This window comes from Pantoea rwandensis, assembly GCF_000759475.1.
In the GTDB taxonomy this organism is placed as follows: domain Bacteria; phylum Pseudomonadota; class Gammaproteobacteria; order Enterobacterales; family Enterobacteriaceae; genus Pantoea; species Pantoea rwandensis_B.
Map to the genome: position 1 here is coordinate 3837549 of NZ_CP009454.1, position 21581 is coordinate 3859129.

General features: G+C 55.5%; 24 protein-coding genes and 1 tRNA gene. 9 read left to right on the forward strand and 16 right to left on the reverse strand.

What is annotated here, in order from left to right:
• Nucleotides 1-19 precede the first annotated feature (19 nt).
• Both LH22_RS17645 and LH22_RS17650 read left to right on the forward strand, forming a co-directional pair.
• The gene (locus LH22_RS17645; RefSeq protein ID WP_038650259.1) at nt 20-331 is read left to right on the forward strand and encodes a type II toxin-antitoxin system HigB family toxin; all 312 of its coding nucleotides are present in this window, start codon (nt 20-22) and stop codon (nt 329-331) included.
• Nucleotides 328-744 carry a helix-turn-helix domain-containing protein gene (locus LH22_RS17650; RefSeq protein ID WP_038648804.1) on the forward strand — a complete coding sequence of 139 codons (417 nt, stop codon included), beginning with the start codon at nt 328-330 and terminating at the stop codon, nt 742-744. Before LH22_RS17645 ends, LH22_RS17650 begins: the two co-directional genes overlap by 4 nt.
• Before the next feature lie 43 nt (nt 745-787).
• Here LH22_RS17650 and katG read toward each other — a convergent pair whose 3' ends face one another.
• The 10 genes from katG to hpxU form a co-directional block, all read right to left on the reverse strand.
• Complete coding sequence (gene katG / locus LH22_RS17655; protein ID WP_038648806.1) at nt 788-2986, reverse strand: catalase/peroxidase HPI; 2199 nt, start codon at nt 2984-2986, stop codon at nt 788-790.
• Nucleotides 2987-3379: 393 nt separating this feature from the next.
• Nucleotides 3380-3715, reverse strand: a complete 336-nt coding sequence (gene uraH, locus LH22_RS17660) for a hydroxyisourate hydrolase (protein ID WP_038648808.1) — start codon at nt 3713-3715, stop codon at nt 3380-3382.
• Nucleotides 3712-4206, reverse strand: a complete 495-nt coding sequence (gene uraD, locus LH22_RS17665) for a 2-oxo-4-hydroxy-4-carboxy-5-ureidoimidazoline decarboxylase (RefSeq protein WP_038648810.1) — start codon at nt 4204-4206, stop codon at nt 3712-3714. Before uraD ends, uraH begins: the two co-directional genes overlap by 4 nt.
• An 11-nt stretch (nt 4207-4217) precedes the next feature.
• Entirely contained in the window at nt 4218-5477 is a 1260-nt protein-coding gene (gene hpxK / locus LH22_RS17670; protein ID WP_038648815.1) for an allantoate amidohydrolase, read from the reverse strand.
• Nucleotides 5474-6709 carry a pyridoxal-phosphate-dependent aminotransferase family protein gene (locus LH22_RS17675; RefSeq protein WP_038648818.1) on the reverse strand — a complete coding sequence of 412 codons (1236 nt, stop codon included), beginning with the start codon at nt 6707-6709 and terminating at the stop codon, nt 5474-5476. Before LH22_RS17675 ends, hpxK begins: the two co-directional genes overlap by 4 nt.
• A gap of 20 nt (nt 6710-6729) precedes the next feature.
• Entirely contained in the window at nt 6730-7461 is a 732-nt protein-coding gene (locus LH22_RS17680) for an amino acid ABC transporter ATP-binding protein (protein WP_038648820.1), read from the reverse strand.
• Nucleotides 7442-8098 (reverse strand): amino acid ABC transporter permease, encoded by a 657-nt coding sequence (locus LH22_RS17685; protein WP_038648823.1) that lies wholly within the window; start codon nt 8096-8098, stop codon nt 7442-7444. Before LH22_RS17685 ends, LH22_RS17680 begins: the two co-directional genes overlap by 20 nt.
• Nucleotides 8095-8763, reverse strand: a complete 669-nt coding sequence (locus LH22_RS17690; protein ID WP_038648825.1) for an amino acid ABC transporter permease — start codon at nt 8761-8763, stop codon at nt 8095-8097. The genes LH22_RS17685 and LH22_RS17690 overlap by 4 nt, the downstream gene beginning before the upstream one ends.
• Nucleotides 8764-8767: 4 nt before the next feature.
• Complete coding sequence (locus LH22_RS17695) at nt 8768-9553, reverse strand: transporter substrate-binding domain-containing protein (protein WP_038648830.1); 786 nt, start codon at nt 9551-9553, stop codon at nt 8768-8770.
• 194 nt (nt 9554-9747) lie between these two features.
• Complete coding sequence (gene hpxU / locus LH22_RS17700; protein ID WP_038648833.1) at nt 9748-10587, reverse strand: MurR/RpiR family transcriptional regulator HpxU; 840 nt, start codon at nt 10585-10587, stop codon at nt 9748-9750.
• 176 nt (nt 10588-10763) lie between these two features.
• Here hpxU and LH22_RS17705 point away from each other — a divergent pair, with 176 nt between their 5' ends.
• The 4 genes from LH22_RS17705 to hpxZ are packed head-to-tail and all read left to right on the forward strand — an operon-like array spanning nt 10764 to nt 14327.
• Complete coding sequence (locus LH22_RS17705; RefSeq protein ID WP_038648835.1) at nt 10764-12350, forward strand: gamma-glutamyltransferase family protein; 1587 nt, start codon at nt 10764-10766, stop codon at nt 12348-12350.
• Between the two features lie 11 nt (nt 12351-12361).
• Nucleotides 12362-12547 (forward strand): oxalurate catabolism protein HpxX, encoded by a 186-nt coding sequence (gene hpxX / locus LH22_RS17710; protein ID WP_034825399.1) that lies wholly within the window; start codon nt 12362-12364, stop codon nt 12545-12547.
• Complete coding sequence (locus LH22_RS17715; RefSeq protein WP_038648837.1) at nt 12544-13941, forward strand: AtzE family amidohydrolase; 1398 nt, start codon at nt 12544-12546, stop codon at nt 13939-13941. Before hpxX ends, LH22_RS17715 begins: the two co-directional genes overlap by 4 nt.
• Nucleotides 13942-13943: 2 nt before the next feature.
• Nucleotides 13944-14327: an oxalurate catabolism protein HpxZ gene (gene hpxZ, locus LH22_RS17720; RefSeq protein ID WP_038648839.1), complete on the forward strand. Its 384-nt coding sequence runs from the start codon at nt 13944-13946 to the stop codon at nt 14325-14327.
• A 107-nt stretch (nt 14328-14434) separates the two neighbouring features.
• Here the strand turns inward: hpxZ and puuE are convergent, their stop codons facing one another.
• From puuE to LH22_RS17735, 3 genes are read right to left on the reverse strand one after another with little or no spacing between them, the layout of a single operon-like run.
• Nucleotides 14435-15394: an allantoinase PuuE gene (puuE, locus tag LH22_RS17725; RefSeq protein ID WP_038648841.1), complete on the reverse strand. Its 960-nt coding sequence runs from the start codon at nt 15392-15394 to the stop codon at nt 14435-14437.
• Nucleotides 15395-15428: 34 nt separating this feature from the next.
• The gene (gene hpxA, locus LH22_RS17730; protein ID WP_038648844.1) at nt 15429-16160 is read right to left on the reverse strand and encodes an allantoin racemase; all 732 of its coding nucleotides are present in this window, start codon (nt 16158-16160) and stop codon (nt 15429-15431) included.
• Entirely contained in the window at nt 16157-16879 is a 723-nt protein-coding gene (locus LH22_RS17735) for a GntR family transcriptional regulator (RefSeq protein ID WP_038648847.1), read from the reverse strand. The genes hpxA and LH22_RS17735 overlap by 4 nt, the downstream gene beginning before the upstream one ends.
• A gap of 146 nt (nt 16880-17025) precedes the next feature.
• On the opposite strand from LH22_RS17735, the gene LH22_RS17740 reads away from it, so the two are divergent.
• Nucleotides 17026-18519 (forward strand): NCS1 family nucleobase:cation symporter-1, encoded by a 1494-nt coding sequence (locus tag LH22_RS17740; RefSeq protein ID WP_034825407.1) that lies wholly within the window; start codon nt 17026-17028, stop codon nt 18517-18519.
• A gap of 79 nt (nt 18520-18598) precedes the next feature.
• Here LH22_RS17740 and LH22_RS17745 read toward each other — a convergent pair.
• Nucleotides 18599-18675 (reverse strand) — tRNA-Asp (locus tag LH22_RS17745).
• A gap of 134 nt (nt 18676-18809) precedes the next feature.
• Entirely contained in the window at nt 18810-19541 is a 732-nt protein-coding gene (gene dnaQ, locus LH22_RS17750) for a DNA polymerase III subunit epsilon (RefSeq protein WP_038648850.1), read from the reverse strand.
• A 53-nt stretch (nt 19542-19594) separates the two neighbouring features.
• On the opposite strand from dnaQ, the gene rnhA reads away from it, so the two are divergent.
• The gene (gene rnhA / locus LH22_RS17755) at nt 19595-20062 is read left to right on the forward strand and encodes a ribonuclease HI (protein ID WP_038648852.1); all 468 of its coding nucleotides are present in this window, start codon (nt 19595-19597) and stop codon (nt 20060-20062) included.
• Here the strand turns inward: rnhA and LH22_RS17760 are convergent.
• Nucleotides 20047-20781, reverse strand: a complete 735-nt coding sequence (locus tag LH22_RS17760; RefSeq protein WP_038648855.1) for a class I SAM-dependent methyltransferase — start codon at nt 20779-20781, stop codon at nt 20047-20049. The two genes, rnhA and LH22_RS17760, sit on opposite strands and share 16 nt — an antisense overlap.
• A 40-nt stretch (nt 20782-20821) precedes the next feature.
• Here LH22_RS17760 and gloB point away from each other — a divergent pair, with 40 nt between their 5' ends.
• Nucleotides 20822-21577 carry a hydroxyacylglutathione hydrolase gene (gene gloB, locus LH22_RS17765; protein WP_038648858.1) on the forward strand — a complete coding sequence of 252 codons (756 nt, stop codon included), beginning with the start codon at nt 20822-20824 and terminating at the stop codon, nt 21575-21577.
• Nucleotides 21578-21581: the final 4 nt, after the last annotated feature.

The window sequence follows — 21581 nt, forward strand, 5'->3', positions numbered from 1 at the left end:
GGAACATGGCGAGGGAATGATGCACGTTATTTCAAGGAAGATGTTTGCTGAAGCGGCATTACGCTTTCCCAATGATGCAGCAGCACTGGATGCCACTTATCGGACTCTACATGGCAGAGATTTTGCCGACCCTGAAGCACTTAAACACTTTTTTCCAAGCCTGGATCGAATGAAGTATCGGGTGAAATGGTGGGTGATCAATATTGGTGGCAACAATCTTAGGTTGATGTTTTTTGCCGACTTCATCGCTGGATGTATTTTCATTAAGCACATCAGTACTCATGCTGAATACGATAAATGGGTTAAGTTCTATCGGGAGAACAAAGAATGATCGCCGAAGCTATTCAGGCCTCAGATAACCTCATCAAAGCCGTCCCCCTGCTTGGCGGTAGTCAATCGAAAGCAGATTATGAGCAAGCGTTAGAGCTGGTTGAGTATTTGGTTGAGCATCAGCCCTCTCATCCATTGATTGATATGCTGGCTGATAAAGTCGCGAAATATGAAGAGCATGCGCCGGAGTTTGCAGCCTTCAATGCACGCGTTAACACCCTGCCGGGCGGAATCGCGCTGCTGCGTGTATTGATGGATCAACACGATTTAAACCAATCATCATTCATTCAGGAAATTGGTCAGCGTTCTTATGTTAGCCGTATTTTGAGAGGTGAACGTAAGCTAACGGATAAGCATAAAGCGGCGCTGGCAAAACGTTTTAAACTACCCTTCGAAGCCTTTCGCGAAGATTAAACAGAAAAAGCCGCAACGTGTGAACGCTGCGGCTTGAGTTTGATTACAGCTCGAAGCGATCCAAATTCATCACCTTGGTCCAGGCTGCCACGAAGTCATTGACGAACTTCTGTTTGGCATCGCTGCTGGCATAGACTTCGGCCAGTGCACGCAGGATGGCGTTGGAACCAAACACCAGGTCGGCGCGCGTGGCGCTGTATTTCACTTCACCACTGGCACGATCGCGGCCTTCGAACAGTTCGGCGCTCTCATCGGTAGCGCGCCATGCGGTGCGCATATCCAGCAGATTGACGAAGAAGTCATTGCTCAGTACGCCGACACGATCGGTGAACACACCGTGCTGACTACCATCGAAGTTGGTGCCCAGCACGCGCAGACCACCCAGCAGCACGGTTAATTCCGGCGCGCTTAGCGTCAGTTGCTGTGCTTTATCCAGCAACAAGGTTTCGGTGGATGAGCCACCTGCGATACGACGATAGTTACGGAAACCATCCGCCAGCGGTTGCAGCACATCGAACGACTCAACCTCAGTCTGGTCCTGACGTGCATCGACGCGGCCCGGAATAAACGGCACTTGTACCGCCACACCTGCCGCTGCGGCAGCCAGTTCGATGCCGACGCTGCCGGCCAGCACAATCACATCCGCCAGCGACGCTTTACCAGACTCCTGCTGAATTTTCTGCAGGGTTGGCAACACATCGTGAATCACGCTGGCATTCACTGCCCAACCGTTTTGCGGTGCCAGTGCCAGACGTGCACCGTTGGCGCCGCCACGTTTGTCACCGCCACGGAAAGTGGAAGCAGATGCCCAGGCAGCAGAGACCAGTTGGCTAGCACTTAAGCCTGAAGCAGCAATTTTTGCTTTCAGATCAGTGATGTCATCAGCGCCTGGCTGATGTGTTGCCGCTGGCAACGGATCCTGCCAAATCAAATCTTCCTTCGGCACTTCAGGGCCGATGTAACGCGCTTTTGGCCCCATATCACGATGGGTCAGTTTGAACCAGGCGCGGGCAAAGGCTTCATTGAACGCCTGCGGATCGTTGAGGAAACGGCGGGAGATCTTGCCAAACTCTTCGTCAAACCGCAGCGTCAGATCGGTCACCAGCATGGTGGGCTTGCGCTTTTTCTCGGGATCGAACGGGTCTGGAATGATCGCTTCCGCATCCACCGCTTCGAACTGGATCGCGCCTGCTGGGCTGTGTGTCTGTACCCATTCGTATTTGAACAGGTTCTCGAAGAAGTAGTTGCTCCACTGGGTAGGTGTCTGTGTCCATACCACTTCCAGGCCGGAAGTAATGGCATCCGCACCTGCGCCACTGCCATAGCTACTGTTCCAGCCGAGGCCCTGCGCTTCCAGAGGCGAGGCTTCTGGATCAACACCTACATGGCTGGCGGCAGCCGCACCGTGCGTTTTACCCAATGTATGACCACCGGCAATCAGCGCGACGATCTCTTCATCGTTCATGCCCATATTGCCAAAGGTGGCACGAATGGCTGGCGCAGCTGATTTTGGATCGCCGCTGGCTTCCGGGCCTTCCGGGTTGACGTAAATCAGACCCATTTCGGTGGCACCCACCGGCGCATTGGCAAGACTTTCTGGGTGGCGATGCGCCAGCCATTCAGTTTCGTTACCCCAATCCACATCCATATCCGGTTCCCACACATCTTCACGTCCGGCACCAAAGCCGAAGGTGCGGAAACCGGCGTTCTCCAGCGATACGTTGCCCGCCAGAATGTAGAGATCGGCCCAGGAAATTTTCTGCCCGTACTTCTGCTTCACCGGCCACAGCAGGCGACGCGCTTTATCGAGGCTGACGTTATCCGGCCAGGAGTTCAGCGGTGCGAAACGCTGCTGACCACGGCCGGAACCGCCACGACCATCCACGGTGCGGTAAGTACCGGCACTGTGCCACGCCATGCGAATGAACAGCCCAATATAGCTGCCCCAGTCGGCTGGCCACCAGGATTGAGAGTCGATCAGAATAGCGCGGATATCCGCTTTTAACGCCGGGTAATCCAGCTTGCTGAACTCGTCGCGGTAGTTGAAGTTTTCACTGAGGGGATTGGAACGGCTGGAGTGCTGGTTTAACAGGTCGACACGTAACATATTTGGCCACCAGTCGCGGTTGGTTGTTCCGCTCCCCGCTCCACGTGCCAGTACGCTTTTTTCTTCAGACGCCCCGTGATGAAAGGGGCACTTACCTGACGCTGCTGCATTATCGTTATTGTCGTGCGTGCTCATTTTTCGGCTCCGTTTGCTTCACATTGTCCGGTAAAGATAACCGCACATCGTGAAAGAATATATTTGGATGAACCGAAGGTTTTGATAGTTACTGTCTTTCAAGCGCAGCGTGTGACATGGCGCACAGAAAGTAGGGGCTTATCGCCAATTGCGCATAATTTCGTCACTAAGACAGTGTCATTCGCGGCCAGCTACGCATAAATGCGTCATCTAAACGGGTGTCGTTTACAGCCGGGTGTGCATGAATGCGTCATTAAAACAGGTGTCGTTTACAGCCGGGTGAGCATAAATGCGTCATTAAACAGGTATCGTTTACAGCCAGGTGTACCGAAATGCGCGCCCTGCAGTCATTGGAGTGTTGCAGAGCCGCCGTTTCGGGTGGCCGTGACAAAATTAGCTGCCGCGATAGGTTGACCACGACCACGGTGAGATCAGGAACGGCAGATGATAATGGCTGCCCGCTGAACTAATCACAAAATCAATCTGTGCACTGACGTACAGCGCATCGCGTCCGTCAGCAGCGAAATAGTCACCGATCTCTGCGGTCAATCGATAATGGCCTGGCGCTAACGGCTCAGGCGTTAAATCCTTGATACGGCCGTCGCTATCGGTTTCACCCTCCGCGATCGGCAACCAGCCTTCCGGGCTGTTCTGCTCCAGGGATATGGCCACGCCGATGGCGGGTTTACCCAGCGCGGTATCCAGAATGTGAGTAGTAATGGTGCTCATACAATGCTCTCCTTAAGCCGTAACAGGGTGATTTCACGCAGTTGCGTCAGCGCTTCCTGCTGCTCTGTCTCTGCATCATTGTTGAGCCTGCGCTGCAATTCCGCCAGCATCTCCTCGCCACTGCGTCCTTTGGCGCGAATCAAAAACACCCGGCTGAAGCGCTGTTCATAGGATTGATTGCCCGCCAGCATGGCAAATTGCAGCGCGCCATCGGCCTGCTGCATCGCCGACTGCTCATTGCGTGACAATACTGCCTCTTTGCCCGCGCCCGCGGCTTTTTCACCAATACGTGGGTGCGCGCGTAATGCCTGTTCCAGTTCGGCACCTTGCCAGCGCTTTGCCAGCGTTTCAGCGGTCTTATAGAGCGCTGAAACATCGGCGAAAGGCCGTGCGGCCACCAGCGCCTGCTGCCAGTCAGGAATCGCCACGCAGTGGGCTATCGCTGTGTGTGCCTCATTGGGCGTGGCATCGTTAAACACCGCTAACTCCATGCAACGGCTCCTTAAGCCTGTGCCAGATCGTTGACCGCTTGCAGATAAGCCTGCACGCCCAGCGCCACATCCGCTACCTGCACGGACTCGGCTGGATGATGGCTAATACCGCGATGGTTGCGCACGAACAGCATACCCACAGGCCAGCGATCGGCGATCGCAATCGCGTCGTGCCCTGCGCCGCTTGGCAAAGAAACGCTGCGGCCCTGCACTGTTTCCACCGCGTGGCTTAGCGCCTGTTGCAAACGTGCATCGCAGGCGGTTGCCGCAATACGGTAATACTCGCTGGCGGTAAAAGTCAGTCCACGCCGCAAGGCAATCGCTTCGGCTTGTGTCAGCAGCGCGGACAACAGGCGCTCCAGCGGCTCATCCTGCGGCCCACGCACATCCAGTGAAAACTGCACTTCACCGGGGATAACATTCACTGCGCCCGGCAAACAGCTCAGGGTGCCGACCGTGGCCACCAGTTGGGGATCTTGCTCGGCGGTGGTGTGCTCAACAAACACCATCCACTCGGCGGCGGCGGCCAGTGCGTCTTTACGATGGGTCATCGGCACCGTGCCAGCGTGGCCCGCTTCACCGATAAAGCTGCAATTCAAACGGCGCGCGCCGTTAATCGCGGTCACCACGCCAAGCGCCAGATCTTCCTGTTCCAGACACGGCCCTTGTTCAATGTGCAGCTCGAGGTAAGCCGCAATGTCGTTGACGTCGCGTGCCGCCTGCAAAATGTTGGCAGCGTCCAGACCGAGATCCTGCATCGCTTCCGCCACAGTTATACCGTTGCCATCCGGATGCGTTACCCAACTCTCGGGCCATGTGCCGGTAATGCCCCGGCTGCCCAACAGCGTGATGCCAAAGCGCGTGCCCTCTTCATCGCCGAATCCGACAATCTCAATCGCCAGCGGTAAGCGCTGCTGCCGATCGTGCAGCCACTGCACGGTTTCAATGGCACTCAGCACACCCAGCATGCCGTCATAACGTCCGGCATTGCGCACCGTATCCAGATGAGAGCCCAGCAGCAGCGCCTGCGCGCCGGGTTCAGCAGACTCATAACGACCGCAGATATTGCCCACCGCATCTTGCCAGGTGGTCATGCCGGCCGCCTGCATCCATTCTGCCACGCGGGCGTTGGCGCGGACCTGTTCAGGCGAGAGATAGACACGCGTCAGGCCATCCTCACTTTCACTGATTTCAGCCAGGGCATCGCAGCGTGCCATGACGCGGGCAGCGGCGGACTGCGCCTCGCTGGCGGTCATCAGGCTGTTGCTCATGCGTGGCTCCCGTAATGATCCCACGCCGCCTGCATGGCCGCGCCTTGTGTCGAACGGTAACCCACATGGTTCAATACCGCTTCCAGCGCGCTCAGGGTTTGCATCACGCAATCTTTGCGCGCGTTGTAGCCCATGGTGCCGATGCGCCACACTTTGCCGTGCAGCGGGCCAAACGAGGTGCCGATCTCAATACCAAAATCTTCCAGCACCAATTTGCGCACCTGATCGCCATTCACGCCCTGCGGGATCACCACGCCGAGGACGTTGTTCATCTTGTGTTTCAGGTCACCAAAGGTTTCGAGGCCCATGCCCTGAATACCTTTCAGCATCGCCTCGCCATGCAACTTATGACGTGCAATGCCTTTATCCAGCCCTTCCTGCATCATCAAACGCGCGCACTCACGTGCACCAAACAGCGCGGTGGTGGCTTCGGTATGGTGGTTCAGACGCTCCGGCCCCCAGTAATCCATGATCATGCCGAGATCGAAATAGTTGGAGTAGATCATCTCCTCATCGCCATCCTGATGATCCGCGGTACGGATGCCCTCTTCCACACACTTACGTTTGCGGATCACCGCTTCCATCTGCGGGCTGAGGGTAATCGGCGAAGTGCCCGACGGACCGCCAAGGCACTTCTGCATACCGGCAGAGACCGCATCCAGCCCCCAGGCATCGGTTTCCAGCACGTTACCGCCGAGTGAAGCGGTGGCATCGGTATAGAACAGCACGCCATATTTCTGGCAGATGGCACCGAGTTGTTCCAGCGGTTGCAGCATGGTGGTGGAGGTATCGCCCTGCACCGTCAGCAGCAGGCGTGGCTGCACTTTTTTGATCGCGTCTTCAATTTGATCGGGGGTGAACACTTCGCCCCACGGCACTTCAATAGTGTGCACTTCGGCGCGGCAGCGGCGGGCAATCTCACACAGCAGATGACCAAAGCGGCCAAACACCGGTACCAGCACTTTGTCGCCCGGACGGATAGCCGAGAGCAGAATCGCTTCGATACCGGCGCGCGAGGTGCCGTCAATCAATATGGTCCAGCGGTTTTCGGTACGAAATACACCACGATACAGCGCCATCACTTCATTCATGTAGTGCGTCATCGCCGGATCGTACTGACCCAGCAACTGGCTCGACATGGCGCGCAGGACACGCGGATCGGCGTTGATAGGACCAGGCCCCATCAGCAGGCGTTGTGGTGGATTAATTTGCGAAAACTGACTGATATCCATGTGCTATTCCTTTTGAAGACTTAAAGACGGACGGTGGAGATAAACTGTTTAAGCTCGGCGGTCTGCGGATTGGCAAACAGCGTTTTGCTGTCGCCCTGCTCCCAGACGCGGCCCTGATGCATAAACACCACGCGATCGCCCACATCACGGGCGAAGTTCATTTCATGGGTAACGAGGATCAAGGTCATGCCTTCGGCAGCTAGCTGTTCCAGCACCTTCAGCACTTCGCCCACCAGTTCAGGATCGAGCGCTGAGGTGATCTCGTCACAGAGTAATACTTTCGGCTGCATCGCCAGCGCACGGGCAATCGCCACGCGCTGTTGTTGTCCACCGGATAAATTGGCCGGGTAGTAGTTAATGCGTTCGCCAAGGCCGACTTTCTCCAGCATCTGCGTCGCCAGCTCGCGGCATTCAGTTTCGCTTTTCTTCAGTACCCGGCGCGGCGCCAGCATCACGTTTTCCAGCGCGGTCATGTGCGGGAACAGGTTGAAGTTCTGGAACACCATGCCCACCGAGCGGCTGATTTCACGCGCCTGTGATTCACGGTCGGTGATCGTCATACCGCCGAGTTTGATGCTGCCTTCCTGGTAGCCTTCCAGTCCGTTCATGCAGCGCAGCAAGGTACTTTTTCCCGAGCCGCTGCGGCCGATGATCGAAATCACCTCGCCGTTGTCGATATCCAGATCGACACCTTTCAGAACGTGGTTGTCGCCGTAGTACTTCTGGACCTGATTAATGGTGATGAGCGGCATTGAATTTTTTCTCCAGGTACTGGCTGTAACGCGACAGCGGATAACACATCAGGAAGTAACCCAGCGCCACCAGGCCAAATACCTTAAAGGGCTGATACGTCACATTGTTCAAAATAGTGCCGGCTTTAGTCAGCTCGACGAAACCGATAATCGATGCCAGCGCGGTGCCTTTGATCACCTGAACGGCAAAGCCCACGGTCGGCGCGATGGCGATGCGAATCGCCTGTGGTGCCACCACGCGAAACAGCGTTTGACCAAAAGTCAGGCCGAGGCAGCGCGATGCTTCCCACTGGCCTTTCGGCAGCGCACGAATACTGCCGTGCCAGATATCCACCAAAAATGCGCTGGTGTAGAAGGTCAATGCCAGCGAAGCGGCGGTCCAGGGTGCCACATCAATGCCAAACAGCCCGACGCCAAAGAAGGCGAGGAACAGCTGCATCAACAACGGCGTACCTTGAAACAGTTCGGTGTAGCAGCGAATCAGGCGCGTCAGCCATGGGCGATTCAGCAGGCGCAAAAACAGCAGCGGTAAGGTCACCAGCGTGCCGCCGAAAAAAGCCACCAGCGACAGTAAAATCGTCCAGCGCGCCGCCAGCAGCAGGTTGCGCAGGATGTCCCAGTCAGTAAAGGTTGTCATGCGGGCTGCGCTCCAAACCATTTACGCCCCAGCGCCAGCAGCAGCTGTCGCATGGCAATCGACAACGCCAGATAGATCAGCGTGGTCACCAGATAGACTTCAAAACTCAAGAATGTACGCGACTGAATCAGGTTGGCGGCGAAGGTCAGCTCTTCGTACGACACCTGCGACACCACCGATGAACCCAGCATCACAATGATGCACTGGCTGACCAGCGCCGGATAAATTCGTTGCAGCGACGGCGGCAGTACCACGCGGATAAAGGTCTGCGTGCGGGTCAACCCCAGCACACGGCCCGCTTCCCACTGCCCTTTCGGCGTCACCTGAATCCCGGCACGGATAATTTCAGTGCTATACGCGCCAAGGTTAATCAACATCGCCAGCAGCGCTGCTTCGCCCGCCGTCAGTTTCAGACCAAGATTGGGCAAACCAAAGACGATAAAAAACAGCTGTACCACGAATGGCGTGTTACGGATCAGCTCGACATAAACGCCCCAGATGCGACTCGCCCAGCTCGGTTTGCCACTGCGCAGCGCCGCGCCGAGAATCCCCAGACTCACCCCGCCCACCGTGGCGAGAACCGTTATCTGAATCGTGACCCACAGCCCTGCCAGTAACTCTGGCCAGTGCGGCCAGAGATCTGCAAAATTGAGTTGCCCAATCATTGCGTTATGCGCCGAGGTTGGCTGGCAGTGGGGCTTTCAGCCACTCTTCTGACAGCTTGTTCAGCGTACCGTCTTTGATGCCCTGCTCAATCAACGCATTCACTTTGTCTTTCAGCGCCGGTTCATCTTTCTTCAGACCGATAAAGCACGGTGAATCTTTCAGCATGAACTGCGGCACCGGTGCTTTTTCTGCGTTCTGGCGCGCAATGGCCGCTACCACGAGGTTACCGGTCGCGACGTACTGCACTTGACCAGAAAGATAGGCTGACAGCGTGGTGTTGTTATCTTCATAACGCTTTACCTGAGCATCTTTTGGCGCCACATCGCTCAACACCATGTCTTCCACTGCACCGCGCGTCACACCAATTGATTTGCCGCTCAATGCCGCCGCATCTTTCAGTGGCTCGCCTTTTGGACCAAATACGCCGAGGAAGAACGGCGCATAGGCACGGCTGAAATCGATCACTTTCTCGCGTTCGGCGTTTTTGCCCATGCTGGAGATCACCAGATCCACTTTATCGGTTTGCAGATACGGCACGCGGTTGGCGCTGGAAACAGGGACCAGCTGCAACTTCAGTTTCATCTCCTTTGCCAGGTACTTGGCCATGTCGATGTCATAGCCCTGCGGCTGCAAATCCGTGCCAACTGAACCAAACGGCGGGAAGTCCTGCGGCACCGCAATGCGGATGACGCCACGCTTCTGAATGTCTTGTAGCTGATCGGCCATCGCACTGCCGACCTGAGCCATCAGCAATGCTGCGCCTGCGACTGCCAGTAAAACTTTTTTCATTATGCACCCCGGTGAGTTTATCGTGAAACAAAAGATTCTTGATAAAACGATTTGCAACTAATGTGCCAACCACAGGGTGCGAGGAGTAAAGGGAAGAAAAACGAATAAACACGGAGTTTGGGGCGATAAAAACGGGCTTTAAGCCCGCATAAAAACCCGATCCAAAAAGGTGCAAAGCACCAAAGTGGTGCCCACTATCGGTGTTCCAGTTCATCCAGATGCTGATAAAGATCGGCAATTTGATGAATACGCTGACGACCTTGCGACAGCATTTCATGCAGCAGTGCATTCGCCAGCAGGTTGATCAGACTCATCGCCGAGGCATAGCTATCAAAGGCGGAGACGCTGTCGAGCGGCGCACACAGCTGCCAGTGTGCCAGGGTGATAATGCCTTGCGCCTGCGGCTCGCACAGCGCCAGCACCGGGATGTTGCTCTGCTGTAGCTGCTGCATCAGGGGGCGGATGATGCGTGGACGGCGACGGAAGGCCATCACCACCACGATATCTTCGGATGTGATATCCACCAACTCCTCGCCCAGCGTCTGGCCGGGTTGCGGGAGCACATGTACCTGCGGACGCGCCTGCATTAACTGCTGGCGCAGGTGCAATGCCACCGGATAGGCGTTACGCATGCCGATAATAAACACCCGCTTTGCGTCACCCATCGCCTGAATCACTTCGCCAAACTGCTGCGGGTCGATGCTGTTCACCCACTGCGTCAGGTTCGCCATCTCCTGCTTGTAATGACGCGACAGTAAGGTATTGCCCTGCACCGCATCGCGGTTGTCGGTGAGGGGCATGCCGCTCTGACGCAGCGTACGCAGCTCATCACGCATGTCCTTGTATTTCTCATAGCCCAGACGTTTAAACAGGCGGCTGACTGTCGCCTTCGATACCCCGCTCAGCCGCGCCAGCTCTGCGCTGTTGTAGCTGATCAGGTCATCAAAATGGTCAAACACAAAATCAGCAATACGCTGCTCCTGCGGCGACAGCTGCGGATAGTGACTGCGAAGGCGTTCATCAAGCTGTTTCATCATGGGTCCTGTAACTTTCGTTTCATCACAAGCTAGCACAAATCGATCCACATTGATGTCCAACCAAAACTGGAACAGCTCTTGCTTAGATCTCCTCACGGATTTGTAGGGGCTCCCATTATGGCGACCACTAACCTAATCCCCCCTACAAAAGAATCAATGATGAAGAGTTCACTATGATACAGAGCAACATGGCTCCGCTCGGCATGGCCGTCACCCCACATCATCTCGCCAGTGAAAGCGCACTGGCGGTTTTACGCGAAGGCGGCAACGCGATTGAAGCGATGGTGGCGGCCGCGGCCACTATCGCGGTTGTCTATCCGCACATGAACGGCTTGGGCGGCGATGGCTTTTGGTTGGTCGTGCCGCCCAATGGCGATCCTATCGCTATCGATGCCAGTGGCGCAGCAGGCTCGCTGGCGCACCTCGACTTCTATCACGGCGAAAGCCACATTCCGCATCGCGGTCCTAAAGCCGCGCTAACCGTAGCGGGCACGGTGAGTGGCTGGCAGGAGGCGTTAACGCTGGCTGAAGAGCTAGGTTCTGCGCCGTTGCCGTTAGCCCGTTTACTGCGTGACGCCATTCGCTATGCTGCCGATGGCATTCCTGTTACTGCATCGCAGGCTGCGGCCACTGCCGCAAAGCAACATGAATTACTTGATCAGCCTGGCTTCGCTGCGACCTTCTTGCCTGACGGCACCGTGCCTGGCGCCGGTAGCCGTTTTACCCAGCCCGCGCTTGCCAATACGCTTAGCGTGTTGAGTGAACAGGGTCTGGAGAGTTTCTATCGCGGCGAGCTGGCCCACCATCTGGCACGTGAAATGACCGCGCTGGGTATGCCGATCACCCTGGAAGATCTTCAGAAACAGCACGCGCGCCGCTGCACGCCGTTACATCTGGCACACAGCGAGGGCGACATCTGGAATATGACGCCACCGACGCAAGGTTTGGTATCGCTGGCAATTCTGGGCATCACCGACCGGTTGAACATGGCAGAGGCGGATGAGGCACAAACCGTGCACCGCATTGTTGAGGCCACCAAAAAAGCCTTTGCCTTGCGCGACAAACACATCACCGATCCACGTCACATCGACTTCAATGTGCAAGAGCTGCTCGATGCCGATCACCTTGCCACACTGGCGGCGCAAATTAACCACCAGCAAGCCGCACCGTGGGGAACCGGACGAGGTCCTGGCGATACCGTGTGGATGGGCGTGATGGACAGCAGCGGCTTAGCCGTCTCCTTTATCCAAAGTATCTATCACGAATTTGGCAGCGGCGTCGTACTGCCGGGCACAGGCATTACCTGGCAAAACCGTGGTGCCGCCTTTAGCCTGCAACCGGGCCATCTGCTGGCGCTGGAACCTGGTAAACAACCGTTCCATACCTTAAATCCAGCGGCTGCGCGCCTGAAAGATGGTCGCACGATGGTTTACGGATCAATGGGGGGCGATGGCCAACCACAAACGCAGGCGGCGATTTTTACCCGCCACGTCATTCAGGGACAGCCACTGCAACAGGCGGTCAGTGCACCGCGCTGGTTGCTGGGGCGAACCTGGGGACAATCCTCTGACTCTCTCAAACTCGAAGCGCGCATGTCAGCAGAAACGGTGCAGCAGTTGCGCGAACTCGGCCATGACGTTGAGCTGTTGCCTGATTTCAGCGAAGTAGTCGGCCACGCTGGCGCCATCGTCAGACACAATAACGGCATGCTGGAAGGTGCCTTCGATCCACGTAGCAACGGCAGCGCAGCCGGCTTTTAAAGGAAACCATCATGCATTCGCAACCGGACTGGGCGGCTTATATCGCTCAAATGGAACAGATTCTGGCTCTGGAGCTGGACGAAGCACGTCGCGCTGAATTGCTGGTGCAGTTCAATCGCATCGCCGCCATGGCTGAACCGCTCATGGCTTTCCCGCTGGATGACCGGCTGGAAGTGGCAGGAGTGTTCCATCCATGAAACTGGCATCGTTATCCATCAAAGCGCTCAATCATGCGCTGAATCAAGGTGATATTAGCGCCCGTGAAGTGGCGCAACAGACGTTGAACGCCATTGAACAGCACAATCCAGCGCTCAATGCGTGGACCGGAATCACCGGTCAGCGCATGTTGCGCGAGGCGGATCAGGTCGATTTGCAACGCCAGCGCGGTGAAGTATTGCCTGTGCTGGCGGGTATTCCTTATGCGGTTAAAAACCTGTTTGATGTTGCCGGTCACAGCACCCTTGCTGGTGCCAGCTTGTTCAGTGAACGTGCAGCGGCCTGCGAAGATGCGTGGGCGGTGAGTCAACTGCGTCAGTCCGGTGCACTGCTCTCCGGCATGCTGAATATGGATGCCTATGCTTACGGCTTTACCACCGAAAACACCCATTATGGCCCGACCCATAACCCGCGCGATTTGAGCCGCGTGGCCGGTGGTTCCTCGGGCGGCTCGGCGGCGGCCGTCGCGTCGGGCTTGGTGCACTTCTCACTGGGTACCGATACCAATGGCTCGATCCGCGTGCCGGCCTCGTTGTGCGGTATCTATGGACTCAAACCGACCTTTGGTCGCTTATCGCGCAGTGGCAGTCATCCTTTTGTTGCCAGCCTCGATCATATCGGTCCGTTTGCTCGCTCGGTGGAAGATTTGAGTCTGGTGTACGATGCGCTGCAAGGTCACGATGCCAGCGATGCTTTCCAGGCAGCGCAGGCGAAGGAACCGGCCAGTGACGGATTAGTCAAAGGCGCAGAAGGCATACGTAGCGCAGTGCTGGGCGGTTTCTTTTCGACCTGGTGCAGCGAGGAAGCACGCGCTGCCTTGCAAGTGGTGGCACAAGCGCTGGATGCCAGCGAAGAAGTCACGTTAGCCAACGCGGAAATTGCCCGCTCAGCAGCCTTTATCCTCACCGCCTCAGAAGGCGGCAATCACTATCTGCCCGCTTTGCGCAATATGCCCGAGCAATTCGAACCGAACTCTCGCGAGCGTCTGCTGGCCGGTGCGATGCTGCCTTCCGCGTGGTATGTGCAGGCGCAGCGCTTCCGCCGTCATTTCCAACAGCAGGTGTTACCCCTGTTTGAACAATTCGATGTCCTGATTGCACCGGCGACCCCTTGCACCGCGACCACCATTGGGCAAGAGACGATTCACATTAACGGCCTGGATTTGCCGACGCGCGCCAGTATGGGCATGCTGACACAGCCGATTTCCTTCCTCGGCTTGCCGGTCTGTACCGTGCCTTTGCAAACTGCCAGCGGATTACCGATTGGCTTACAGTTAATCGCTGCACCGTTTAAAGAACATCTTGCACTGCGCGCCGCCTGGGCACTGCAGCAGCAAGGGTTGACCCTGCCACAAACCACCCTGATGGATGCGTAACCATGACACCTGAACATATTGATCGTCCTGCTGTGCTGGCTGAGGTAACCGCTGCGTTTTATCGCTATGAAGAAGCGCTGGTTAGCAACAATGTTGATGTGCTGGATGAGTTGTTCTGGCACGACGATCGCACCGTGCGTTTGGGCGCCGGGGAAAATCTGTATGGCATTGATGAGATCCGTGCATTTCGCGCTGCCCGTCCATCGAAGGGATTGGATCGCACGCTACGTAATACGGTGATCACCACCTTTGGAGATGACTACGCGGTGTGCAGCACTGAGTTCACGCGTGAAGGCGTGGAGAAGATGGGTCGCCAGCAACAAACATGGGTGCGCATGCCTTACGGCTGGCGGATTGTCGCGGCGCAGGTGAGTTTAATGAGCTAGCGTGATAAACCGATGCTCGTCAGTATGACTAAACTGGCGTGGTCAGGCCCGGTACGACAGTTCATGTCGTACCGGCCCAATGTGTCGGCGCGGAGTATCGCAGGTCGCTAAACAGCAGGAGCCGGGTGCGTCTCCATCCAGTGTTCAGCGATTTGCTGGCGCGTACAAATCCACACATTCTCATGCTGCTGGATATGGTCGAGGAAACGCTGCAAGGCGCGGAATTTGCCCGGGCGGCCCAGCAGTCGACAGTGCATGCCAATCGACATCATCTTCGGCGCGGTGTCGCCCTCTTCATACAACACATCAAAGGTGTCACGCAGATAGACAAAGAACTGCTCGGCGGTATTAAAACCCTGCGGCGAGGCGAAGCGCATATCGTTACATTCCAGCGTGTAAGGAATGATCAGATGGGGTTTCACCGTGCCATCCTGGCACGTTACCTGCGTCCAGAACGGAAGATCGTCGCCGTAGTAATCGCTGTCATAACTGAAGCCACCGTTCTCCACCACTAAGCGGCGGGTGTTGGGGCTGTCGCGACCGGTATACCAACCGGTGGGCGCTTTACCAAACAGATCGCGCAGTACATCCACCGCCTGCTGCATGTGCTGACGTTCGGTTTTGGCATCCATCGACTGATAATGGATCCAGCGCCAGCCATGACTGACTACGTCGTAATCCGCAGCTTTGATTGCGTCCACAATCTCCGGATGACGCGCCAGCGCCATCGCCACGCCGAAAACCGTTAATGGCAATCCGCGCTTCTGAAACTCGTTGTGAATGCGCCAAAAGCCTGCACGCGAACCGTATTCATAGAGAGAATCCATCGACATATGGCGGTCGGCGTAGCTGGCGGCGCCAATGATATCGGACAGGAATTGCTCAGAACCTGCATCGCCGTGCAGCACGTTGTTTTCTGCCCCCTCTTCATAGTTGAGGACAAACTGCACCGCCACTTTCGCGTTGCCCGGCCACTGTGCGTGCGGCGGATGGTTAGCATAGCCAATCAGGTCACGCGGGTAGTTTTTGTTGAAGCTGTACTCTTTCTTTTCAGATACATCACTCATTCTGTAAATTCCTTAGTCAGTCCCCAACCAGCCCTTAGTTTAGGTGCTGAAATGCCCCGCTGAGCGCTTTTTCAATCGGGTAATCTAAATCCCCGTGTTTGCTGGTGCCAAAGCCGAGCGCCACCAGCGATTCCACCATTTTTACTGAAGCGCTGACACCATCTATTACCGGCAAGCCCAACTCTTTCGTCAACTCTTGCGCCAGTGAGGCCATACCGCCACAGCCCAGCACTATCGCGCCACTGCCATCTTCTCGCTTCGCCTGAATGCAACGCTGGCGCACTTTTTCCTGCGCCACACCGCTGCCATCTTCCAGCGCCAGCACCGGAAGATCGATAGCGTGCAACGCCGCACAATGATGGGTAAAGCCATATTGCTGCAGCAGATGGCGGGCAATCACCAGGGTGCGCGGTAGCGTTGTGACGATTGAAAAACGTGTCGCCACCAGCGTTGCCGTGTGCATCGCGGCTTCCGCAATACCGATCACCGGACCGCTGGCCAGTTCACGCGCGGCCAGCAACCCCGGATCGCCGAAGCAGGCAATAATGTGGCCACTCACGCCCTGTGCTTTGCCTAGCTTGACCTGTTCCAGTACGCCGATTGCCGCAATGGCTTCATCGAAATGCCCTTCAATTGAAGGCACCCCCTCGCTCGGGCACACGGCCAGGATTTCAGTACCTGGTGCCGCTACCGCTCGCGCGGCTGCACCGATTGTTTCTGTCATCGCCAGGCTGGTGTTGGGGTTGATCACTTGAATCAGGCTCATGATGCAGCTCCATTGTGACCGGAAAATAACCGGGTGAAATCGGGTAACGTTTCGCCGCTGCGCTCAAAATGCAGGCTCGCCACGATATGTTCGAAATGATGCTGTAAGGCTGCGGTAAGCGCGGGAAGATCTTTCTGTCGCAGTAGATCCACCAGCCGATCATGATGATCGCAACGACATCCGCGCTGCCAGGGCGCACCATAGGCGGCAATCACTAATGATGAGCGCTGTGTCAGGCGCGTCACCATATCCGTCAGCACCTGATTACCGGAAATCGCCTGTAGCTGAATATGAAAAGCCGCAGAGAGCCGAATTGCCGCTGCGCCATCGTGCTGTCCGTGTGCCTGCTGCTCTTCCTCAATGAGTGTGCTCAGGGCAGCAAGGTGCGGTGGCTGCACGTGAGCCAGCACCGCGGGCAAATTGGCGCACTCGAGTAAGCTGCGTGTGGCAAAGATATCGCGCGCCTCATCAACGCCCGGCGTGGCCACTTGTGCACCACGCCTGGGCGACAGGGTGATCATTTGCACCGCGGCGAGGCGCTGCAGCACCTTGCGAATGCCGGTTCGGCTCACACCAAACACTTCTGATAGTGCCTCTTCTGGCAATTTACTGCCCGGTGGCAGCTGATGTTCCACAATAGCGGTGAGTAACGCCTGATAGATGGGTTCGTCGCGATCATTCAGATCGGCCGCCGTTTTCTGGCCTGTTTCGCTCTTCATTACCTGCTCCGGTCAGTGACTGTGCACAGTCATATCGTATACGTGAAATTAATTTTTTGTATACAAGAAATCAATTCTGGCCTGGATCCTGCAATACCGTTTCACGTTGTGATTAATTTTCCCATGTTGTGAGAGGAGCAGGTTTCATGCCAAATCATTCTGAAGTGACCTCCGGGGTGGCCTCTGGAGCCAACGCCCACTACAGTCCACGCCTGTGTAACGAGGATCTGGCGCCGACGCGCGACCAGAATTGGTCGTGGTATAACATTTTCTCTTTCTGGATGTCGGATGTGCACAGCATGGGCGGCTATGTGGTCGCCGCCAGCTTCTTTACCCTGGGACTGGCGAGCTGGCAGGTACTGCTTTGTCTGTTAGTGGGTATCTGCATCGTGCAGCTGTGTGCCAATCTCGTCGCCAAACCGAGTCAGATGGCAGGCGTACCTTACGCGGTGATTTCACGGCAGGCATTCGGCGTGTTTGGTGCCAATATCCCCGCGGTGATTCGCGGCCTGATCGCCTTCGCCTGGTATGGCATTCAAACCTACTTAGCTGCCAACGCACTAATGCTGGTGCTGCTGAAGTTCTTCCCTTCACTGAGTGGCATGACGCAAAGCAGCTGGCTGGGATTATCTCAACTGGGCTGGTGCTGTTTCGGTGTGATGTGGTTCCTGCAGGCCATGGTGTTCTGGCACGGCATGAGCGCGATTAAACGCTTTATCGATGTGGCGGGTCCGGCTGTCTACGTGGTGATGGTGGCGCTAGCGGGCTGGATTGTATACAAAACCGGCTTTGACGGTATCTCCTTTACGCTGGCCAGCAAGCAGTTGAGCACTGGTGAGCAAACCTGGCAGATGATCACCGCCACCGCATTAGTGGTCTCCTATTTCTCCGGTCCACTGCTCAACTTTGGTGACTTCTCTCGCTACGGCAAAAGCATGGGGGAAATCCGCCGGGGTAACCGCTGGGGCCTGCCGTTTAACTTTCTGCTGTTCTCGATTGTCACCGTGGTGATCGTGTCGGGTACGCAGTCGCTGTTCGGCCGCATGATTACCGATCCGATTGAGACCGTGAGCATGGTTGGCAATGATGTCGCCGTCGCGATTGGTTTACTCACCATGATTATCGCCACTATCGGCATCAACATCGTGGCAAACTTTGTTTCCCCGGCGTTCGACTTCTCAAACTGCTCACCGCAGAAAATCAGTTTCCGTACCGGCGGAATGATTGCCGCAGTGGGTTCTGTACTGCTGACGCCATGGAATCTGTTCCAGTCACCGGAGTTGATTCATTACACGCTGGATGTGCTGGGCTCCTTTATCGGACCGCTGTTTGGCATTTTGGTGGCCGATTTCTATCTGATTAAGCGCAGCAAGGTTTACGTGGACGACCTGTTTGATGACACGCCAAAGGGACGCTACTGGTATCGCGGTGGCTTTAACCCGAAAGCGATTGCTGCACTGCTGCCGTCGGTAGGTATTTGCCTGGTGATCAGCTTTATTCCGTCACTGCATGCTGTTGCAAACTTCAGCTGGTTTATTGGTGTGGCATTAGGTGCGGGTTGCTATCGCTGGCTGGCACGCGCCGATCGTGAAGTCTCTGTGGGTACTTACCGTCAGGAAGTGGCGGTGCAGAAGGATTGATCTAATGATCAGGTTGGCGCCGATGCCAGCCTGAAAAAGCAAAAAGCCGATGCATTTCTGCATCGGCTTCTTTAATGATTGGCGGAACGGACGGGGCTCGAACCCGCGACCCCCTGCGTGACAGGCAGGTATTCTAACCAACTGAACTACCGCTCCGCGCTTTGTTCCCCGTCGAGAACGAGGCGAATATTAATGGCAGCCTTATGAACCGTCAATGCTTTTTCTGAGGGAATGAATCGTTTGCCGATTTTTTCGACTTAACGTTGCTTTTCCACGCAAATTCAGCCCATTCAGGCACGCCACAGGCAGCTTCCGCCCTTCTTCAGCACCAAATCCAGACGACTTTCATGTGCGATGATCTCATCATCGCTGGCGTTGACCACGCGTAATCCTGAACTCGGACGCACAATGCGCTGGATGTTATCGCCGGTATTTTGGCTGTTCTGATCGACATCCGCGGAGAAGGCCAGCGAAGTTTGGCCGCCCGTCATCATCAGGAACACTTCCGCCAGGATTTCGGCATCGAGCAATGCGCCGTGCAGCGTTCGTTTGCTGTTGTCGATTTCGTAACGATTACAGAGCGCATCAAGGCTGTTGCGCTTGCCTGGATACATTTTACGCGCCATCGCCAGGCTATCCGTCACCTGACAGAAGGTGTCGGTTTTGCCGATGTCGCGCTTCAGCATGCCAAACTCATAGTCCATAAAGCCGATATCGAACGAGGCGTTGTGGATCACCAACTCCGCACCACGGATGTATTCCAGGAATTCATCAGCGATGTCTGCAAACATGGGCTTATCGGCAAGAAACTCATCGGCAATACCGTGTACACCAAAGGCTTCCGGATCCACCAGCCGATCGGGCTTGAGATACATATGGAAGTTGTTGCCGGTCAGGCGACGGTTAATGACCTCAACCGCACCGATTTCAATGATGCGATGTCCTTCATAGTGCACACCGATCATGTTCATGCCGGTGGTTTCGGTATCGAGGACGATCTGGCGGTTATTTGCAGTGCTCATAGGACTCGTTTTATGTCAGACTTGGCGTTTTGTCAGAAGGAAGTCTACCAGAGATGCGCAAACAGGTAGAGATATTCACCGATGGATCCTGCCTGGGCAATCCCGGCCCCGGCGGTTACGGCGTCATTTTACGCTATGGCGCGCATGAAAAAGAGTTTAGCACCGGCTATCGACTCACCACCAACAACCGCATGGAAATGATGGCGGCGATTGTGGCGTTAGAAGCGTTAACGCAGCCCTGCGAAGTGGTGCTCAGCACCGACAGTCAATATGTGCGTCAGGGCATCACCAGCTGGATCCATAACTGGAAAAAGCGCGGCTGGAAAACGGCCGATAAAAAGCCGGTGAAAAATGTCGATCTCTGGAAGCGACTCGATCTTGCGCTCAGCCACCATGAAATCAAGTGGGAATGGGTAAAAGGCCACGCCGGTCACCCGGAAAATGAACGCTGCGATGAACTGGCGCGCAGCGCGGCCGGTCATCCCACGCAGGATGATGTTGGCTATCAGGTCGAATCCTGATCCTTCACTTCACGAAACTGGCGCGTGGCATTTACCGTTTGCCTGACCTGCGCTTTGTTTAAGCTCTTCTTCGCTTTGGTGGGCGTTAATGGGAATGTTCGTTTGCGTGCCACCACAATGTTCAGACATCCCAGCGCGGGCAGGTGCGCACTGATCACTTTGCCGCCCTGCCGATGCCACGGCACCACTTGAAAACGGGTGCGATAAACCACTTCATAGTTGAGCAGGCTGAGCCAGTCGAGCAAGCGTACCTGGCTGAACATGCGTCCGCTCCATGGCGCGCGGGCGTGCAAACCCGGGATACCTTTGCTGATACCGAGCAGGCTGAACGGGTTGAACCCGCTGATAATCATCCAACCATCGTCAATCAGGACGCGATCCACTTCTCGTAGCACGCGATGGGGATCCTGACTCCACGCCAGGGTATGCGCCATCAGGCAGGCATCAATCGATTTCGCTTCAAAAGGTAATTGCGTGGTATTGGCGATCACCTGCAAGTCATCGCCCTCAATGCCCACATTTACCTGATGCGATATGGCACACTGGCTGGTATTGATTTCTGCGCTAAGGCTGCCAAGTTTAAGCATATGAAAGCCATACAGCTTTCCAAGGTAAGGCTGCAACTGCTGCGTGAGTGCATCGCGAAAATAATCGCCCCATGGCATATCGCGCCAGGAGCGCGGCGCAGTCAGAATTTGGCGTGTTTTCGCTGGCTTCATGCTCTACCATCATCCTTTTTCTACGACCTGAGAGGTGTTTATGAATCTTACCAGTATTCCCGCGTTGCAGGATAACTACATCTGGACACTGACGGACGATGATAAAAACTGCCTGATAGTCGATCCCGGCGAGGCTCAACCGGTGCTGGATAAAATCAGAGTCAACAAGTGGCAACCGGTGGCCATTTTGCTCACGCATCATCATCACGACCACGTCGACGGTGTCGCCGAGTTACTGCAACACTATCCCGATATGGCGGTTTACGGGCCAGAGGAAACGGCGGATAAGGGGGCAAAACATATCGTCGCCGAGAATGATGAATTTACCCTGCTTGGGCTAAATTTCCGTGTCATCGCAACACCCGGACACACTTTAGGACATATCTCATATTTCAGTTCACCTTATCTTTTCTGTGGTGACACGATGTTTTCTGGCGGTTGTGGAAGATTATTTGAAGGCACAGCAGAACAAATGTTTGATTCATTTCAAAAGCTTAATAAACTTCCTGCAGACACCCTGATTTGTTGCGCTCATGAGTACACTTTATCCAATATGAAGTTTGCTGCGGCTATTCTGCCTCATGACCCCAAAATTTTGGCAAGGTATCAGCAAATTAAGGACTTACGCGCAGAAAACCGCATCACTTTGCCAACAAAATTGGCCTTAGAGCGAGAAATAAATTTATTTCTCCGAACGCAAGATGCTGATTTACAAAAGGCTTTAGGGACTAATGTTACTTCCTCTCCGTTATGGCAAACTTTCGCTGATCTACGCGGGAAGAAAGACCGTTTTTGATATT

Excerpts from the sequence above, each read along its gene's own strand:
- LH22_RS17645 (WP_038650259.1), top strand. The coding sequence starts at position 20 with ATGCACGTTATTTCAAGGAAGATGTTTGCTGAAGCGGCATTACGCTTT.
- LH22_RS17650 (WP_038648804.1), top strand. The coding sequence starts at position 328 with ATGATCGCCGAAGCTATTCAGGCCTCAGATAACCTCATCAAAGCCGTC.
- katG (WP_038648806.1), bottom strand. The coding sequence starts at position 2,986 with ATGAGCACGCACGACAATAACGATAATGCAGCAGCGTCAGGTAAGTGC.
- uraH (WP_038648808.1), bottom strand. The coding sequence starts at position 3,715 with ATGAGCACCATTACTACTCACATTCTGGATACCGCGCTGGGTAAACCC.
- uraD (WP_038648810.1), bottom strand. The coding sequence starts at position 4,206 with ATGGAGTTAGCGGTGTTTAACGATGCCACGCCCAATGAGGCACACACA.
- hpxK (WP_038648815.1), bottom strand. The coding sequence starts at position 5,477 with ATGAGCAACAGCCTGATGACCGCCAGCGAGGCGCAGTCCGCCGCTGCC.
- LH22_RS17675 (WP_038648818.1), bottom strand. The coding sequence starts at position 6,709 with ATGGATATCAGTCAGTTTTCGCAAATTAATCCACCACAACGCCTGCTG.
- LH22_RS17680 (WP_038648820.1), bottom strand. The coding sequence starts at position 7,461 with ATGCCGCTCATCACCATTAATCAGGTCCAGAAGTACTACGGCGACAAC.
- LH22_RS17685 (WP_038648823.1), bottom strand. The coding sequence starts at position 8,098 with ATGACAACCTTTACTGACTGGGACATCCTGCGCAACCTGCTGCTGGCG.
- LH22_RS17690 (WP_038648825.1), bottom strand. The coding sequence starts at position 8,763 with ATGATTGGGCAACTCAATTTTGCAGATCTCTGGCCGCACTGGCCAGAG.
- LH22_RS17695 (WP_038648830.1), bottom strand. The coding sequence starts at position 9,553 with ATGAAAAAAGTTTTACTGGCAGTCGCAGGCGCAGCATTGCTGATGGCT.
- hpxU (WP_038648833.1), bottom strand. The coding sequence starts at position 10,587 with ATGAAACAGCTTGATGAACGCCTTCGCAGTCACTATCCGCAGCTGTCG.
- LH22_RS17705 (WP_038648835.1), top strand. The coding sequence starts at position 10,764 with ATGATACAGAGCAACATGGCTCCGCTCGGCATGGCCGTCACCCCACAT.
- hpxX (WP_034825399.1), top strand. The coding sequence starts at position 12,362 with ATGCATTCGCAACCGGACTGGGCGGCTTATATCGCTCAAATGGAACAG.
- LH22_RS17715 (WP_038648837.1), top strand. The coding sequence starts at position 12,544 with ATGAAACTGGCATCGTTATCCATCAAAGCGCTCAATCATGCGCTGAAT.
- hpxZ (WP_038648839.1), top strand. The coding sequence starts at position 13,944 with ATGACACCTGAACATATTGATCGTCCTGCTGTGCTGGCTGAGGTAACC.
- puuE (WP_038648841.1), bottom strand. The coding sequence starts at position 15,394 with ATGAGTGATGTATCTGAAAAGAAAGAGTACAGCTTCAACAAAAACTAC.
- hpxA (WP_038648844.1), bottom strand. The coding sequence starts at position 16,160 with ATGAGCCTGATTCAAGTGATCAACCCCAACACCAGCCTGGCGATGACA.
- LH22_RS17735 (WP_038648847.1), bottom strand. The coding sequence starts at position 16,879 with ATGAAGAGCGAAACAGGCCAGAAAACGGCGGCCGATCTGAATGATCGC.
- LH22_RS17740 (WP_034825407.1), top strand. The coding sequence starts at position 17,026 with ATGCCAAATCATTCTGAAGTGACCTCCGGGGTGGCCTCTGGAGCCAAC.
- dnaQ (WP_038648850.1), bottom strand. The coding sequence starts at position 19,541 with ATGAGCACTGCAAATAACCGCCAGATCGTCCTCGATACCGAAACCACC.
- rnhA (WP_038648852.1), top strand. The coding sequence starts at position 19,595 with ATGCGCAAACAGGTAGAGATATTCACCGATGGATCCTGCCTGGGCAAT.
- LH22_RS17760 (WP_038648855.1), bottom strand. The coding sequence starts at position 20,781 with ATGAAGCCAGCGAAAACACGCCAAATTCTGACTGCGCCGCGCTCCTGG.
- gloB (WP_038648858.1), top strand. The coding sequence starts at position 20,822 with ATGAATCTTACCAGTATTCCCGCGTTGCAGGATAACTACATCTGGACA.